Here is a 14,788-nt window from a genome sequence, read left to right as displayed (position 1 = left end):
AAAAAAGGCACGAGGCACATGAGCAGAATTCTTATCGTACTCTTCGGGGTGCTGCTTTTGGCATCCTGTGGTGGTGGATCCAAGCAACCACCCAGCAAATTGAATGACGCGTGCAGCATTGCGCGCGAACGGCCCGATTATATGAAGGCCTTTAAGAGCACCGAGCGCAAATGGGGCGTCCCGGTTCATGTACAAATGGCGACGATCTATCAGGAAAGCCGCTATAAGCATGACGCACGCACGCCGCATAATTACGTTCTGGGTGTGATTCCGATGGGCCGGCAGAGCAGCGCATATGGCTTCAGTCAAGCGTTGGATGGCACCTGGGATGAATACCAGCGCGAGACCGGCAAGCGCCGGGCCAAGCGTGACCGTATCCGCGATGCGTCTGACTTTATCGGCTGGTATATGAACAAAAGTTATCAGCGGAACGGCATTCACCCCAGCGACACCCGCAACCAGTATCTAGCCTATCACGAAGGCCACACCGGCTATGCCCGGGGCAGCCACTATAGCAAGACCTGGTTGCTGAATGTCGCCAATGATGTGGATGCGCGCGCCAAACTTTACCAAGCGCAACTGTCCGGTTGCCGCTATTGACCAGAACGCGGGTCAGCGATTGCCTGATCCGCTTCTTTTCGCTTTGGTAAACAGATCTCGGCTCAGGTTGCTGTCTGTATCCAGTTGACCCAACAGCACGGTTGTTTTCGTGCCCGCATTGTCATGGATCACCCATTTGCGCAGCTCAACCGGGTTGTCGGTGAACATCAGCTCGATCCGTCCGCTATCGGGATTTTTCGGGTCTTGGGCGGTGACAACTGTGGCGGTGCCGTCGAAGTCATGAGCCACAACCATATTTGCCTGCCCCAAGTTCACGTTACGCGCCAGCACCAGTGACAGCGGTGTCCGATTCAGCGGGTATTGCTCGGGCGGCTGGTTCGACTTGGGGTCAAAGATTTGCACCGTGCCCGTATTGGCCAGAACAACGGCACTGTTGGGCGGATCATATTCGAACCGCATCTTGCCCGGCCGCTGCATCCACAGCTTGCCGGTACTCAACGAGCCGTCATCATTGACCTGAGTGAATGTCGTCTCAACGGTATTCAGACCGTTCAGATAATTGGATATCTGCGACAATGGCAGTTTGTCGGCCGCCCAGGCGGCAGGTGCGGCCAGGGTCAGAGCAAGGGCAAAAGCAATCTGTTTCATAAAACCCAGATAAGCGCTTTGCCCTTGTTATTAAATATCCTACTGCTCGGGGACGAGGATTTCCCGCTTACCGACGTGATTTGCAGAAGAAACAACGCCTTCGTCCTCCATCTGCTCAACCAACCGCGCGGCCTTGTTGTAGCCAATGGCAAGTTTCCGCTGGATGTATGAGGTCGAGCATTTGCGATCCTTGATCACAATCGCCACGGCCTGATCATAGAGGGCATCTTCGCCGTTCGTATTGCCGCCCGTGTTCAGACCCAGAACGGCATCGATATTGTCAGCCTTCTCATCTGCCGGTCCATCGACAACGCCGCTCATGTAATCCGGCGGGCCGAACTGTTTCAGGTGATTGACGATTTCTTCGACCTCTTCGTCCGAGACAAATGGCCCGTGGCAGCGGGTGATCTTGGCCCCACCGGCCATATACAGCATATCGCCCTGCCCCAGCAGTTGTTCAGCACCCATTTCGCCCAGAATGGTGCGGCTGTCGACTTTCGAGGTCACCTGGAACGAAATCCGGGTCGGGAAGTTCGCCTTGATCGTACCGGTGATCACATCGACCGAGGGACGCTGCGTAGCCATGATCAAGTGAATGCCCGAGGCCCGCGCCATTTGCGCCAGACGCTGAATGCAAGCTTCGATCTCTTTGCCCGCTACCATCATCAGGTCGGCCATCTCGTCGACGATGACAACGATATAGGGCATCGACTCGGGGGCGAATTCTTCGGTCTCGAACATCGGTTCGCCGGTTTCGTCATCGAACCCGGTCTGGACCGTGCGGCTGAACAACTCGCCCTTGGCCAACGCGTCCTTCACACGGCCGTTGTAGCCCGCGATATTACGCACGCCCATCTTGGACATCTTGCGATAGCGGTCCTCCATCTCGCCCACGACCCATTTCAGGGCCACAACCGCCTTTTTCGGGTCGGTTACAACGGGCGACAGCAGATGCGGGATGCCGTCATAAACTGACAGTTCCAACATCTTCGGATCGATCATGATCAGGCGGCATTCGTCCGGTGACAACTTGTACAACAGCGACAGGATCATGGTGTTGATCGCTACCGACTTACCGGACCCGGTGGTCCCCGCGATCAGCAAGTGAGGCATCTTGGCCAGGTTCGCCACAACGGACTCGCCACCGATATCCTTGCCCAACGCCAGAGGCAGCGCATGGTTACCGTCACCAAAATCTCGGCTGGCCAGAATTTCGCGCAGAACCACCATCTCACGGTTTTCATTCGGCAGTTCGATACCGATCACCGAGCGGCCCGGCAGAGTCGAAACCCGAGCCGACAACGCCGACATCGAACGGGCAATGTCGTCGGCCAGACCGATCACACGGCTGGCTTTCAGGCCCGGCGCCGGTTCCAGTTCGTACATGGTGACAACCGGGCCGGGGCGGACGCTGGTGATCTCACCCTTGACGCCATAGTCATCCAGCACGTTTTCAAGCATCCGCGCGTTTTCTTCCAACGCCTCGTCGCTAAGGTGATGGCGCTGAATGCTGGCGGGGTTGGACAACAGGCTCAGCGGCGGCAATTCAAAATCGGAATGCCGTTCCTCGAAGGACAAGGTCGGCTGTGCCTCGGCCTGAGCGCGGCGCGAGGGCGGCGGGGTCCGGCGCACGGGCTGTGCCACCACCGGTTTGCGCGGCTCGGCCACCGGGATTTTCATCGCAGGGCGCTGCTGCGACGCGGGTTCAGACTGTGGCGCATCCTCGAACACGGCTTCGTCTTCGAAATCCGGCTCGGACGCAAAATCCTGATGCAGCGGTTCTTGCTGCCATTCGGGCGCAGGTTCTGCTGTCAGCATCGGTTCCGGCGGCAGTCCAGCCGAGGTCATCGGCGGTTCGGGCGGCAGCTCGTCGCCACCTCTGGGGTTCAGGATCAGCGGATCGGGCCCCCGGCCCCGCCCCTTGGTCAGCGGCAGGTTCGGATCAGGCTCGGGGGTCATTTCGCCGATCGCGACCTTGCGGTTGCGCACAGCGGCAGAGATCTTGGATCGGATACGATCCTCACCCGGCATTTCGTCAAACCCAGCAACGGGTTCAGGATCGACCAGCTCGGGCTCGATCATCGGATCGGGACGGCGGATCAGGTTGGGCATCCGCGCCAACAAGCCCGGCTTTGCGGGCTCGGGTTCGTCATAGTCCGGCTCTTCGAACACCGGATCGGCATAGGCCAGATCATCGTCAAACACGGCTTCCGCCGCTTCCGTACGGGCGGCCTTGCGTTCCTCCCACTGCGTGCGACGGTCGCGAGCGGCCTGCGCGGTGGCAGTGGCCCCACGGCCCAGCAGGTTCATCAGCATGTCATAGGACATGACCAAGCCCAGCAAGAAGGCGCGGAAGCCCTTGCGCACATCCGCTTTGGTGAAACCCAGCACAAAAACACCCAGCGCCAACATCCCAGCAGCCATGGCCAGTGACATCAGCTTGACCATGAAATGCGAGGAAATCGGCAGCAGCGTCAGAAGCGCGCCCATTACGGTATCGCCAAACAGGCCACCCAGACCAAAGCTGTGGGTCGCACGCCACGCCTCCCCCGGCACCAGCGTCGCGGCATAGACCGAGACTATAGCAATCCAGATCGGCGCAAAGATCAGGCGGCCAACCGCGCGCTCCTCGCCGAAATGCCCAGCAAAGCGCACGCCCCAGCCGATCAGCACCAGCGCGATACTCCAGCTGCCCCAACCTACGATCATGAACAAAGGTGCGGCGATTGAGGCACCAATCCGCCCCATCCAGTTTTGCACCGGCGCGTCCGTTGAAACCATCCAATTCGGATCATCCGGCGTGTAGGACCAGATCATCGCAGCGGCGGCCAGGCCCAGCAGGATCAGGGCGATCCCGATCAGCTCTTTGCTGCGCCGCTCAATCGCGGCCTGAGTCGTGCTGTCCAGCAATGGATCGCGGTTGCGCGCGTTATAAGATGCCATTTTGCCCTCGTACCTCACGAATAGATGCAGTCGCGGAGCATGATCAGCCCGCGCTTCATCTCTGTTTTTGGGGCCACCATGGCGACCCGGATAAATTGTTCGCCCGGGTTTTGCCCCGGATCGCCTTGAGAAAGATATGCGCCCGGCAGCACCCGTACCCCGGTCTGCTGCCAAAGCTTCAATGCGGTTTCTTCGCCGTTTTCGACAGGTAGCCACAGGAAAAACCCCGCCTCTGGCGGCATGTAACCCTGAACATTGGCAAATACCTCATCGGCAATCGCGTATTTTTCCTGATACAGCGCGCGGTTCTCAGCGACATGCGCCTCATCCGCCCAAACCCGTGCCGCTGCGGCCTGCAAGGGGGCTGGTAAGGGCGCGCCCGCGTAACTGCGCAACTGCTTGACCCGTTTGATCGTCTCAGGCCCGCCCGCAATCAGGCCGGACCGCAGCCCTGCCAGATTGGACCGTTTTGACAGCGAGTTGAACAGGGTGACCCGTTCGGGATCAGCCCCCAGTTCCTGCGCTACGGTCAAGGCCCCGGCTGGGGCATCATTGCGGTAAATCTCGGAATAACACTCATCCGCGAAGATGCGGAAATCGTATTTCTCGGCCAATTGGATCAGCTCGGCCCAATAATCGCGCGAGGCCACGGCCCCCTGCGGGTTGGCGGGTGAGCAGATATAGGCCACAGCGGTGCGGTTCAGCACGTCCTCGGGCAATCCAGCGTAATCGGGCAGATGACCGGTCGCGGCGGTCGCAGGCACAAAGACCGGCTCGGCCGCAACCGAGATCGAGGCGACCATATAGACCTGATAAAACGGGTTTGGGCACAGGACGACCGGTCTTTGGCCGTTCTTCTGTTCCGGGCACAGCGCCATGGCGGCGTTATACAACCCCTCACGCGTGCCGTTCAGCGCCATCACGTTGGTTTCGGGGTCCATCGCCACACCATAGCGGCGCTTGATCCAGTCGGTGATCGCGCCACGCAGCTCGGGCGAGCCTTCGTTTGGCGGATAGCCCTGAAACCCAGCAGCGTTTTCCATGATCACATCCGTCACCCAAGCCGGGAAGTCATGCATCGGGGCGCCGATGGTCATGTGAATCACGTCTCCGCCCGGCTGATGGTGGTCCAACAGGGTGCGTAAACGCGGAAATGCGTATTCCGGTAGGTTCGAAAACCGCTCGGGGAAATTCATAACTGCTGCCTCAATATCGGGATCATTTTCGCCCCGTTTTTTTAGCAGATTACAGGCCGCACCCCGCTTCGTCCAGACAAAGAGGTGCCGAATCAGGGGATTGTGGCATTCAGGCCAATGCTGCTTCGGCTGCTGATCCAAGTCGCAAAAGCACTTCTTCCGAGCCCGGATAACCTAACATCATCAGCCCACAACCGGGGGTGCCGGTGGGCAGGGTCAGGGCTGCAAGCCCCATCAGGTTGCCAATCCGCGTATTGCGCAGAGCCAGCAGGTTTTCGGTGACGTAATAGTCGTGATCCGTCATCAACCGCTCCAGATTCGGTGGCAGAATGGGGGCTGTCGGGGCCAGAACGGCGTCAAAGCCAGAGGTTGCCGCATCCCAAGCGGCCCGGCAGGCTTTCAGTTTGGACCATGCGGCGACGTAATCGGGGCCAGAGGTATCCTTGCCTGCACGGAACCGAGCCAGAATTTCGGGATACATGGCGTCAGGGTTCGCCTCGATCACGTCGCGCCACAAGCCATAGGCTTCGGTGGTGTAGAGAATGCCCGAAAGCCCCATCGCCTCATCCAGTTCGGGCACTTCCAATGGCACGATTTCCGCGCCAGCATCGCGCAACCGGTCAACAGCGTCGTCAAAAGCTTTGCGGGGCGCATCGCGCAGGTCGTCCTTGGCGACGTTCTGCAGATCAGCAAAGCGCCGACCTTTCAGGCTGGCCCCCCGCAGGTCCGCCGGTGTACCTCCTTCCAACAGCGCCAGCATATGCGCGGCATCCTCAACCGACCGGGTCAGCGGACCGGCGGTGTCGAATCGCAGGCACAAGGGCACTACACCTTCCAGGCTGATCCGTCCGGCGGTGGTTTTAAGCCCCACCAAGTTGTTCCAGGCCGCGGGGATGCGGACCGATCCGCCGGTGTCCGAGCCGATCCCGCCAGCCGCCAATCCCCAGGCCACCGATGCCCCGGCACCAGACGAGGATCCACCCGGCACCGCGTCCACATCATCGACGCAGGGCGGCGTGCCAGTAATTGGGTTCAGGCCGAGGCCGGAAAAGGCCAGCTCGCTCATATGGGTTTTGCCCAGACAGACCGCCCCCAACGCGGTGGCGTTGCGCACCACGACCGCGTCAGCTTCCGGCACCCGACCTTTCAGCAGGGCCGACCCGGACTCGGTTCCGATACCGGCAGTGTCGAACAGGTCTTTCCAACTGATCGGCACCCCATCCAAAAGCGACAGGCGCTGCCCCTGCTTGGCGCGGGCTTGCGCCGCTGCCGCCTCAGACCTAGCGCGATCATGGGTGACACGGGCATAGATTCGGTCGCTGTGGGGATGTTCGTCGATGGCCGACAGGTATGTTTCGGTCAATTCCACCGGGTCAATCCGCCCCATACCGATGCCCCGACCCAGATCACACGCCGTCATGGTCAGCCAATCCTGCATCACCGCCCCCTTGAAAAAATTGCGCTTTGACGGACGGTAGCGACAGGACCGCACATGGACAATCCCGAATGGGCGCGCATATTGCGGGGCATGGAACAAACCTCGGATATCCTGATCGTGGGCGGCGGCCTAAACGGCCCGGCATTGGCTTTGGCGCTGGCGCAGACCGGCCATTCGGTCACCGTGATTGACGCGCTGGCGGAAAAAGTGCGCAAGAACGCAGCCTTTGATGGGCGTGCCTATGCGCTGGCGCTGGCCTCTCAAAGGTTGCTGGATGCGATCGGGGTCTGGGATCGCGTGGCCGAACACGCCCAGCCGATGTTGGAAATCAAGGTGACCGATGGGCATGCAGGCGTTGGGCCATCCCCGTTCTTCATGCATTTCGACCATGCCGAGATCGAAGAAGGTCCGATGGGCTACATGGTCGAAGACCGTCACCTGCGCCGCGCCTTTATGAGCGCCATGGCCGAGGAAAAAGGCATCACAGAAATCAGCGGCAGAACCGTTGTCGCGCAGAATTGCGATGCGACCGGCGTGACGCTGACCTTGGACGACGGCACCACACTGACCGGTTCAATGCTGGTCGGTTGCGACGGTCGCCGCAGCGGGACCGCCACGCGGGCGGGCATCAAGCGTACTGGCTGGGATTACGGCCAGACCGCACTGGTCTGCGCCATCGAACATGACCTGCCCCACCACGGCGTTGCCCACCAGTTCTTCATGCCACCCGGCCCGCTAGCCATTCTGCCCCTGACCGGCAATCGCAGTTCGATCGTCTGGAGCGAACGGACTGAGACGGCCCAGCACATCAACACCCTGCCCGAAGACGAGTACCTGCAGGTCCTGCGCCCCCGGTTCGGAGATTTTCTGGGCGATATCCGCCTGCAGGGCGACCGGTTCACCTATCCGCTGAACCTGACCATCGCCAATTCCTTCATTGGCGACCGAATGGCTCTGGTCGGAGACGCCGCCCACGGCATGCACCCCATCGCGGGGCAAGGCCTGAACGCGGGTCTGCGCGATGTCGGGGCTCTGGCCGAGGTGCTAACACTGGCCGGGCGGCGCGGCGAGGATATCGGATCTGTCCTGGTGCTGGAACGCTATCAGGAATGGCGGCGGTTCGACACGGCGGCGCTGGCTATGGCGACAGACGTGTTCAACAAGCTGTTTTCCAACGACAACCCATTGCTGCGGATCGGACGCGACATTGGAATGGGAATTGTGGGATCGCTGCCCGGCCTGCGCCGTGGCTTCGTGCGTGAGGCCGCCGGGCTGACCGGAGACCTGCCAAAACTGCTGCAGGGTCGCGCGATTTAGTCTAGTTCTCGCGCCTCATCGACCAACATCACCGGAATCCCATTTCGGATCGGAAAGGCCAGATTGGCCGCCTTGGACACCAGTTCCTGCTTGTCGGCATCGTAGTGCAAAGTCGTGTGCGTCTGCGGACAAATCAGAGCCTCAAGCATATGCCGGTCGAAAGGGTGTTGGGGCTCGGTCATTGCAGTTTTTCCTCATTCGTGCCGCCGCGCATGGCGAATTCTATCAGTGTCGTTAGTGTCTCGCGCCGGGTGCGCAGACAGGGGGCCTCAAGCAGCGCTTGTTTTTCCTCGGGATCGAAATCCAGCAGCATCGACAGTGAATTCACCAGCAACTCATCATCTGCATCTTTCAACGTATCCCAATCGGTCGAAAGCTGGCGCGAGGCGAAAAACCGTTCCAACAAGCCCAAAAATGCGCTGCGGTCGAAACTATCGTCCATCTCGGCCCGGCCCAAATCCCGATCAAACCCACCCCACGACACGGCACAGCGCCGGTAAGGCGTAAAGGCGTCCAACTCGGATTGGACGCGGAACCGTGAAATCCCGGTCAGGGTAATCAGGTAACGGCCATCTTCGGTTTCCGAAAATTGCGTCACACGCCCAGCACAGCCGATCTGGTGCAGCTTATCTTCGTTGCTGTGACATGGGTTCGGCTGCACCATGCCGATCAGCCGCTCCTGCGTTTTCAGTGCGTCGTCCAGCATCTGCAGATAGCGCGGCTCGAAAATATGCAGCGGCAGGCGCGAGCGGGGCAACAACAGCGCCCCCGGCAATGGAAAAACGGATACCGTTTCCGGCAGATCAGCGGGATGCATCATGTATCCGAGTGTAGCTCTGATCCCGAATTAGGCAAATATCATCGAGCTGAGCTTGCGCCGCCCGTTCAGAACGATCGGATCATTGGGTTTTAGCGCGTCGAAGATGGTGAACAGCTGCGCCTTGGCGGCACCGTCATTCCATTCGCGATCACGGCGGAACAGGTCCAGCAACTGCGCCACGGCCTCCTCCACATTGCCATTGGCGTGCAGTGCCTGCGCCAGATCGAACCGGGCCTGAAGGTTGTCGGGATCAGCCTCGACCGCAGCGGTCAGTTCGGCCACCGGACCGGCATCAGCGGCCTGCTTGGCCAGTTCCAGCTGCGCATGCGCCGCCTCCACCTCGGCCGAGGTAGAAATCTCGGCAGGTGCGCCGTTCAGAATGGCTTCGGCCTGTTCCAAATCGCCTGACGCGATGTGTGCGCGAACCAGCCCGCCGTAAGCCCCGGCATGGTTCGGATCTTCGCCCAAAATCGCAGCAAAGGTTTGGGCCGCATCAACAGCGGCGCCATCGGCCAGCATATCTTCGGCAGCTTCGACCGCATCATCCAGCTGCCCACCGGGGCTTTCGCCGCCCGCGGCTTCGATCACACGATCAACAAAAGCTTTGATTTCCGAACCCGGCTGCGCGCCCTGAAACCCGTCGATGGGCTGACCTTTGAAAAAGGCATAAACGGTCGGGATCGACTGAATGCGCATTTGCGACGCGATCATCTGCGCCTCATCCACGTTGATCTTGACCATCTTCACCGCACCCTTGGCAGCGGTTACAGCTTCTTCCAAGGCGGGCCCCAGCGTCTTGCATGGCCCGCACCAAGGCGCCCAGAAATCAACGATGACAGGCGTTTCCTGAGAGGCCTCGACCACGTCGACCATAAAGGTCGCCTCGGACCCGTCCTTGATCAGATCGGTGGCCTCGGGGCTGGCTGCGGCGTTCAGAAGATCCATGGTTTTCACTCTCCGGTTCGAACTTGCGCCCTATATGCAACCGCTGGCAGCGGAAACCAAGGGCAGAGTTGCGTAATTACAGGTCAAAACTGGCAAAAACGGGTGCGTGGTCGCTGGGTTTTTCCCATCCGCGCGCGTCGCGCAGGACGCGGCTGGAGTGGCCCGCGTTCGAGATATCGGGCGTGGCCCAGACGTGATCCAGCCGCCGCCCCTTGTCAGCGGCGTCCCAATCGCGCGCGCGATAGGACCACCAACTGTACAATTGCCCCTCGGGAATATCCTGGCGGGTGATATCAACCCAACCGCCTGCATCCTGGGTTTCAGCCAGCGCTTCGACCTCGATCGGTGTGTGCGAAACAACCTTGAGCAGTTGTTTGTGCGACCAGACGTCATCCTCGCGCGGGGCGATGTTCAGATCCCCCACCAGAATGGATTTTTCCGGCTTTTCCGTATGGAACCAATCGCGCATGTCGCTGAGGTAGTCGAGCTTTTGCCCGAACTTCTCATTCTTTTCACGATCCGGCACGTCGCCACCAGCCGGGACATAGAAATTGTGGATTGTGACCCCGTTTTCCAACCGTCCGGCAATGTGTCGCGCGTGACCGAGACCCGCGAAATCCTTGTCGCCGACCTCTTCCATTGGTAGCCGAGACAGGATGGCGACGCCGTTATACCCCTTTTGCCCACGTGCGATCATGTGGGTGTAGCCCAGCTCGGCAAACCCCTCGGTCGGGATCTTTTCAACCGGCGACTTGCACTCCTGCAGACACAGAACATCCGGCGCTTCCTCCTGCAGCAATTTCAGCACGATAGGCTCGCGCAGGCGGACCGAGTTGATGTTCCAGGTGGCAAGTGTAAAGGGCATGGGGGATTCCTCTGTCGCAATTGGCGCAGGTTAGCGTGGCGTTTCCGCCGGTGCCACGAGAAAAAAATGTCCTGAGCCAGTTTTTGGTTTTGAGGGCAAACGGGCTCAATCCACCACACCGTTCGCAACATAAAGCGCAGGTTAAATCCTGTTTATGTTTCGTCGCCAGCATGGAAATCAGAACAGCGGTTCCCAACATTTGTGACTAGAAAACGGAGGAAACCATGACCAGATTCAAGACACTTGGCGCCGCCGCGCTGGCCAGCACCCTTGCCTTTGCAACCCATGCAGTTGCGGAAAACACACCTGATTTGCGCGGCGTCTGGAGCGGCACCCACACCGTTGCGGCCCTGCCCAACGAACACAGCGACGGAGCCCCGCGTTTTAATCAATCTGAGTGGGTTCTTGAGATCAAAGAACAACAGGACAATGCGTTCTGGGGAACCAGCAAATGGAGCCGGATCGGCTCGGACCGGTGGAACGAAGGTCAGGTTACCGGGACAATCAGCCGCGATGGCACTGGTTCAATCGCCATGGTTGAAACCCGGGTCGGAGAAGACCGCCAGGTCAACGGGTTGATCGATGCCACATTTGAAGATGGCAAGATTTATGCTGATTTTCGTAGCCTGCGCAGCGGCATAACCTACGGTACCGTTCTGGAAAACGACGGCACCAGCTAAACTGTGTTTGAGGGAGCAAATCTGGCCATCGGATTTGTATCTTCGACCCAGCTTGTTTCAAAAAAAGGCCGGGCCATCAGGCCCGGCAGTCCAACAGGGAGGTGCATGTCATAACCCGGACATGCGCGGGTTGGGAGTAATCTAATTACGTATCCAGAGTATCACTTTGATCCACGTCAATCCACAACGAGTTAAGAGACCAAGCGATATCCACCCGATTCTGTGACCAAAAGGCGCGCATTTGACGGATCGGGCTCGATTTTCTGGCGCAGACGATAGATATGCGTCTCTAACGTGTGGGTGGTGACACCGGCGTTATAACCCCAGACCTCATGCAGCAGAACGTCGCGGGCAACCACGCCATCGGTCGAACGGTACAGGAACTTGAGAATATTGGTTTCTTTTTCGGTCAGCCGGATTTTGCGATCTTCTTCGGTGATCAGCATCTTCATCGCAGGCTTGAACGTGTACGGCCCCAAAACGAACACCGCATCCTCGGATTGCTCATGCTGGCGCAGCTGGGCACGGATACGGGCCAGCAGCACGGGAAACTTGAACGGTTTCGAGACATAGTCGTTGGCACCGGCATCCAGGCCCAGGATGGTATCTGCGTCGCTGTCATGGCCGGTCAGCATCAGAATCGGGCTTTTTACACCTTGCTTGCGCATCAGGCGGCACAGCTCGCGCCCATCGGTATCCGGCAGACCAACGTCCAGAATGACCAGATCGTAAATCGCTTCACGCGCCCGTTCCATCGCGGACTGACCGTCATGGGCTTCGAACACGTCGAAATCCTCGGTCATCACAAGTTGCTCGCTAAGCGCCTCGCGCAGGTCTTCGTCATCATCCACCAGCAGAATTTTCTTGAGCTGAGCCATGTGCGGTCCTCCTAAGCCTTTTCCACCACTTGCGCGCGGAAGATGCAATCAACAAGGTTTGCTGCAATTGTCTCACGCCCTCGTGTCCAAGGTAGAGGAAATGTTTCACATTTCTGCCGTATCAGGCTACAGCAAGGCTTGAACGTTACAGGGTAACATAGATGAGTCTGATCCCGGATATTTCAGAATTGCTGGCGCGGGCCCGCGCCGATCTGCGCATGGGGGTTCCCGTCGCATTGACCGACGACAGCGGGTTCAGCGTGCTGGCCATCGCGGCTGAGACCCTGAGCGCGCAACGGCTCGCGGATCTGCGCGGGCTTGGTGGCGACCCGGTGGTTGCTGTCACTGTGCGGCGGGCGGAAACGCTGAAGGCCCGGTCTTATGATGGCGATCTGGCGCGTGTGATTATCCCTGCCGATGCCGATATGACCTGGGTGCAGGCGGTGGCCGATCCGTCAGACGACCTGAACGCTCCGATGAAGGGCCCCCTGATGACCGAACGTCAGGGCAACGCCAACCTGCACCGCATCGCAATCGCCCTCACCAAGTCGGCGCGATTGCTACCCGCAGCCGTTGTGATGCCCATTGAGGATGGGCGTGGCTTTGCAGCGGCACATGGCCTGACATGCATTGACCACACCCGCGCTGCGCCACATCTGGCCGATCGCAGTGAGCTTCATGCTGTGGTTGCCGCCCGCCTGCCGATGGAAGTGTCCGAGGCCGGCCGGTTGCACGTATTCCGCCCCGAAGATGGTGGCGAAGAACACTATGCCGTCGAGATCGGGCGCCCGGACCGGGACAAGCCGGTATTGGCCCGTTTGCATTCGGCCTGTTTTACCGGAGACCTTATGGGCAGTCTGAAATGCGACTGCGGTCCGCAATTGCGTGGTGCGCTGGCTCAGATGGGTTGGGAAGGGGCCGGGGTGCTGCTGTATCTGAACCAGGAAGGGCGCGGTATTGGCCTTGCCAACAAGATGCGCGCCTATTTCCTGCAGGATCAGGGGTTCGACACAGTCGAAGCCAATCATCGGTTAGGGTTCGAGGATGATGAGCGGGATTTCAGGCTGGGTTCGGACATTCTCAAATCTCTGGGGTTCAACTCGGTCCGGTTGCTGACCAACAACCCGGCAAAGATCGCGATGATGGAGAAGACCGGTATCGCCGTGACCGAGCGCGTGCCGCTGAAGGTTGGCGAAACCGCCCATAACCGCGGATATCTTGCGACCAAAGCGGCCAAGTCCGGGCATCTGCTGTGACGCCGAATGATCTGGTCCTGACACCGCGCGGAGTACGATTTGCCGGGCGGGTCTTTCCCTGCACAATCGGCAAAGGTGGGTTGAGCCACGCAAAACGCGAAGGGGATGGCGCCACGCCCACGGGCGTACATCACATCGTGGGGATGCTGTACCGGCCAGATCGCATGGCCAAACCGGCCCCTTGGGCGATTCCCATCGGTCCGCGCGATCTTTGGTCGGATGACGGGCGGGACGACCAGTACAATAATCTGGTCAGCGCGCCCTATGACTTTAGCCATGAAAAGCTGCGCCGCGCTGATCCGCTGTATGATCTGGTGTTGATCACCGATTGGAACTGGCCCAATGCCATACCGGGTCACGGATCAGCGATCTTTATTCATCAATGGCGGCGCCCCGGATACCCGACCGAGGGCTGCGTTGCCTTTCGCCGTGATCACCTGCATTGGATCGCGCGCCGCGTCTCGCCGGGCACGAGTTTGATCATTCCTGCGGCCTGACCCGTTCGCCAAAAATGGCCGAGCCAACGCGCACATGGGTCGCCCCCAATGCGATGGCTTGTTCGAAATCACCGCTCATACCCATCGATAGACCAGTCAGGCCGTTGTGCTCGGCTATTTTCGCCAGCAGTGCGAAATGCAGTGAGGGTTCCTCATCGACGGGTGGGATACACATCAATCCCTGGATCGGCAGGTCCAGCCCCCGGCATTCTGCAATGAACGTATCCGCCTCGGCAGGCAGGATACCGGCCTTTTGATCCTCTTCCCCGGTATTGACCTGAATGAACAGATCCGGGCAGGTGCCGACCTCTTGTGCCAGCCGCGCCAGCGTTTTGGCCAGCTTGGGCCGGTCCACCGAGTGGATAGAGTTGACCAGCTCAATCGCTTGACGGGCCTTGTTGGTTTGAAGCGGGCCAATCAGATGCAGATCAATGTCGGCGAACTGCTCCATGAAACCCGGCCATTTACCTACGGCCTCTTGAACCCGATTTTCACCAAAACACCGATGGCCCTGCTCCAGAACAGCCTGCACACGTTCGTTCGGCTGCACTTTTGATACGGCGATCAGTTTGACAGAACCGGCAGGCCGCCCGGCGGCAGTTTCGGCTTTGGAAATACGGGCAGTGATATCTTGCAGCGACATAAGCTTCCTCAATCTGCTTTCAGCGCAGGAAAACACCATGTCGGCAAAAAAGAAAAGGGCAGGTCCGAAGACCTGCCCTTAAACCTTGCGGTTCAACCCAA

Annotated in this window: 15 protein-coding genes; 5 read left to right on the top strand and 10 right to left on the bottom strand. The window is 59.5% G+C overall.

What is annotated here, in order from left to right; translation table 11 throughout:
• Positions 1–18 precede the first annotated feature (18 nt).
• Positions 19–600, top strand: coding sequence for a lytic transglycosylase (locus tag GOX21_RS15120; protein ID WP_170351042.1), 582 nt, complete (start codon positions 19–21; stop codon positions 598–600).
• A gap of 12 nt (positions 601–612) precedes the next feature.
• Here GOX21_RS15120 and GOX21_RS15115 read toward each other — a convergent pair whose 3' ends face one another.
• The 4 genes from GOX21_RS15115 to GOX21_RS15100 form a co-directional block, all read right to left on the bottom strand.
• A complete protein-coding gene (locus GOX21_RS15115; protein ID WP_170362343.1) occupies positions 613–1,209 on the bottom strand; it encodes a LolA family protein in 597 nt (198 codons plus the stop codon).
• Positions 1,210–1,248: 39 nt separating this feature from the next.
• Positions 1,249–4,152, bottom strand: coding sequence for a DNA translocase FtsK (locus GOX21_RS15110; RefSeq protein WP_170351044.1), 2,904 nt, complete (start codon positions 4,150–4,152; stop codon positions 1,249–1,251).
• A 14-nt stretch (positions 4,153–4,166) separates the two neighbouring features.
• Positions 4,167–5,348 carry an aminotransferase class I/II-fold pyridoxal phosphate-dependent enzyme gene (locus GOX21_RS15105; protein WP_170378296.1) on the bottom strand — a complete coding sequence of 394 codons (1,182 nt, stop codon included), beginning with the start codon at positions 5,346–5,348 and terminating at the stop codon, positions 4,167–4,169.
• Between the two features lie 109 nt (positions 5,349–5,457).
• Positions 5,458–6,786 carry an amidase gene (locus GOX21_RS15100; RefSeq protein ID WP_170378294.1) on the bottom strand — a complete coding sequence of 443 codons (1,329 nt, stop codon included), beginning with the start codon at positions 6,784–6,786 and terminating at the stop codon, positions 5,458–5,460.
• Between the two features lie 54 nt (positions 6,787–6,840).
• Here GOX21_RS15100 and GOX21_RS15095 point away from each other — a divergent pair, with 54 nt between their 5' ends.
• Positions 6,841–8,103: an FAD-dependent monooxygenase gene (locus tag GOX21_RS15095; RefSeq protein ID WP_254428567.1), complete on the top strand. Its 1,263-nt coding sequence runs from the start codon at positions 6,841–6,843 to the stop codon at positions 8,101–8,103.
• Here GOX21_RS15095 and GOX21_RS15090 read toward each other — a convergent pair.
• The 4 genes from GOX21_RS15090 to GOX21_RS15075 form a co-directional block, all read right to left on the bottom strand.
• Positions 8,100–8,285: a Trm112 family protein gene (locus GOX21_RS15090; protein ID WP_170351047.1), complete on the bottom strand. Its 186-nt coding sequence runs from the start codon at positions 8,283–8,285 to the stop codon at positions 8,100–8,102. The two genes, GOX21_RS15095 and GOX21_RS15090, sit on opposite strands and share 4 nt — an antisense overlap.
• The gene (locus tag GOX21_RS15085; protein ID WP_170362347.1) at positions 8,282–8,923 is read right to left on the bottom strand and encodes an LON peptidase substrate-binding domain-containing protein; all 642 of its coding nucleotides are present in this window, start codon (positions 8,921–8,923) and stop codon (positions 8,282–8,284) included. The genes GOX21_RS15090 and GOX21_RS15085 overlap by 4 nt, the downstream gene beginning before the upstream one ends.
• 27 nt (positions 8,924–8,950) lie before the next feature.
• Complete coding sequence (gene trxA, locus GOX21_RS15080; protein ID WP_170378292.1) at positions 8,951–9,868, bottom strand: thioredoxin; 918 nt, start codon at positions 9,866–9,868, stop codon at positions 8,951–8,953.
• Positions 9,869–9,944: 76 nt separating this feature from the next.
• The gene (locus GOX21_RS15075; RefSeq protein ID WP_170378290.1) at positions 9,945–10,733 is read right to left on the bottom strand and encodes an exodeoxyribonuclease III; all 789 of its coding nucleotides are present in this window, start codon (positions 10,731–10,733) and stop codon (positions 9,945–9,947) included.
• A 224-nt stretch (positions 10,734–10,957) separates the two neighbouring features.
• Between GOX21_RS15075 and GOX21_RS15070 the strand changes: the two genes are divergently transcribed.
• Positions 10,958–11,413, top strand: a complete 456-nt coding sequence (locus GOX21_RS15070; RefSeq protein WP_170351051.1) for a hypothetical protein — start codon at positions 10,958–10,960, stop codon at positions 11,411–11,413.
• Between the two features lie 191 nt (positions 11,414–11,604).
• Here the strand turns inward: GOX21_RS15070 and GOX21_RS15065 are convergent, their stop codons facing one another.
• The gene (locus GOX21_RS15065) at positions 11,605–12,291 is read right to left on the bottom strand and encodes a response regulator transcription factor (protein WP_058283107.1); all 687 of its coding nucleotides are present in this window, start codon (positions 12,289–12,291) and stop codon (positions 11,605–11,607) included.
• Positions 12,292–12,452: 161 nt separating this feature from the next.
• On the opposite strand from GOX21_RS15065, the gene ribA reads away from it, so the two are divergent.
• Together ribA and GOX21_RS15055 are read left to right on the top strand one after the other, a co-directional pair.
• On the top strand, positions 12,453–13,547 hold the full coding sequence (gene ribA, locus GOX21_RS15060; protein ID WP_170378288.1) for a GTP cyclohydrolase II: 1,095 nt from the start codon (positions 12,453–12,455) through the stop codon (positions 13,545–13,547).
• Positions 13,544–14,044, top strand: coding sequence for a L,D-transpeptidase family protein (locus tag GOX21_RS15055; protein ID WP_170378286.1), 501 nt, complete (start codon positions 13,544–13,546; stop codon positions 14,042–14,044). Before ribA ends, GOX21_RS15055 begins: the two co-directional genes overlap by 4 nt.
• On the opposite strand, the gene GOX21_RS15050 is transcribed toward GOX21_RS15055, so the two are convergent.
• Positions 14,028–14,687 carry a YggS family pyridoxal phosphate-dependent enzyme gene (locus GOX21_RS15050; protein ID WP_170362352.1) on the bottom strand — a complete coding sequence of 220 codons (660 nt, stop codon included), beginning with the start codon at positions 14,685–14,687 and terminating at the stop codon, positions 14,028–14,030. The two genes, GOX21_RS15055 and GOX21_RS15050, sit on opposite strands and share 17 nt — an antisense overlap.
• Between the last annotated feature and the right edge of the window lie 101 nt (positions 14,688–14,788).

The sequence above is a fragment of the Ruegeria atlantica genome (assembly GCF_013032005.1).
In the GTDB taxonomy this organism is placed as follows: Bacteria; Pseudomonadota; Alphaproteobacteria; order Rhodobacterales; family Rhodobacteraceae; genus Ruegeria; species Ruegeria atlantica_A.
Note: the sequence above shows the minus strand (reverse complement) of the source record. Positions and strands in the feature narration are given on the sequence as shown.

What these genes read in the sequence shown, in the direction of transcription:
- GOX21_RS15120 (WP_170351042.1), top strand. Translation starts at nt 19, where the DNA reads ATGAGCAGAATTCTTATCGTACTCTTCGGGGTGCTGCTTTTGGCATCC.
- GOX21_RS15115 (WP_170362343.1), bottom strand. Translation starts at nt 1,209, where the DNA reads ATGAAACAGATTGCTTTTGCCCTTGCTCTGACCCTGGCCGCACCTGCC.
- GOX21_RS15110 (WP_170351044.1), bottom strand. Translation starts at nt 4,152, where the DNA reads ATGGCATCTTATAACGCGCGCAACCGCGATCCATTGCTGGACAGCACG.
- GOX21_RS15105 (WP_170378296.1), bottom strand. Translation starts at nt 5,348, where the DNA reads ATGAATTTCCCCGAGCGGTTTTCGAACCTACCGGAATACGCATTTCCG.
- GOX21_RS15100 (WP_170378294.1), bottom strand. Translation starts at nt 6,786, where the DNA reads ATGCAGGATTGGCTGACCATGACGGCGTGTGATCTGGGTCGGGGCATC.
- GOX21_RS15095 (WP_254428567.1), top strand. Translation starts at nt 6,841, where the DNA reads ATGGACAATCCCGAATGGGCGCGCATATTGCGGGGCATGGAACAAACC.
- GOX21_RS15090 (WP_170351047.1), bottom strand. Translation starts at nt 8,285, where the DNA reads ATGACCGAGCCCCAACACCCTTTCGACCGGCATATGCTTGAGGCTCTG.
- GOX21_RS15085 (WP_170362347.1), bottom strand. Translation starts at nt 8,923, where the DNA reads ATGATGCATCCCGCTGATCTGCCGGAAACGGTATCCGTTTTTCCATTG.
- trxA (WP_170378292.1), bottom strand. Translation starts at nt 9,868, where the DNA reads ATGGATCTTCTGAACGCCGCAGCCAGCCCCGAGGCCACCGATCTGATC.
- GOX21_RS15075 (WP_170378290.1), bottom strand. Translation starts at nt 10,733, where the DNA reads ATGCCCTTTACACTTGCCACCTGGAACATCAACTCGGTCCGCCTGCGC.
- GOX21_RS15070 (WP_170351051.1), top strand. Translation starts at nt 10,958, where the DNA reads ATGACCAGATTCAAGACACTTGGCGCCGCCGCGCTGGCCAGCACCCTT.
- GOX21_RS15065 (WP_058283107.1), bottom strand. Translation starts at nt 12,291, where the DNA reads ATGGCTCAGCTCAAGAAAATTCTGCTGGTGGATGATGACGAAGACCTG.
- ribA (WP_170378288.1), top strand. Translation starts at nt 12,453, where the DNA reads ATGAGTCTGATCCCGGATATTTCAGAATTGCTGGCGCGGGCCCGCGCC.
- GOX21_RS15050 (WP_170362352.1), bottom strand. Translation starts at nt 14,687, where the DNA reads ATGTCGCTGCAAGATATCACTGCCCGTATTTCCAAAGCCGAAACTGCC.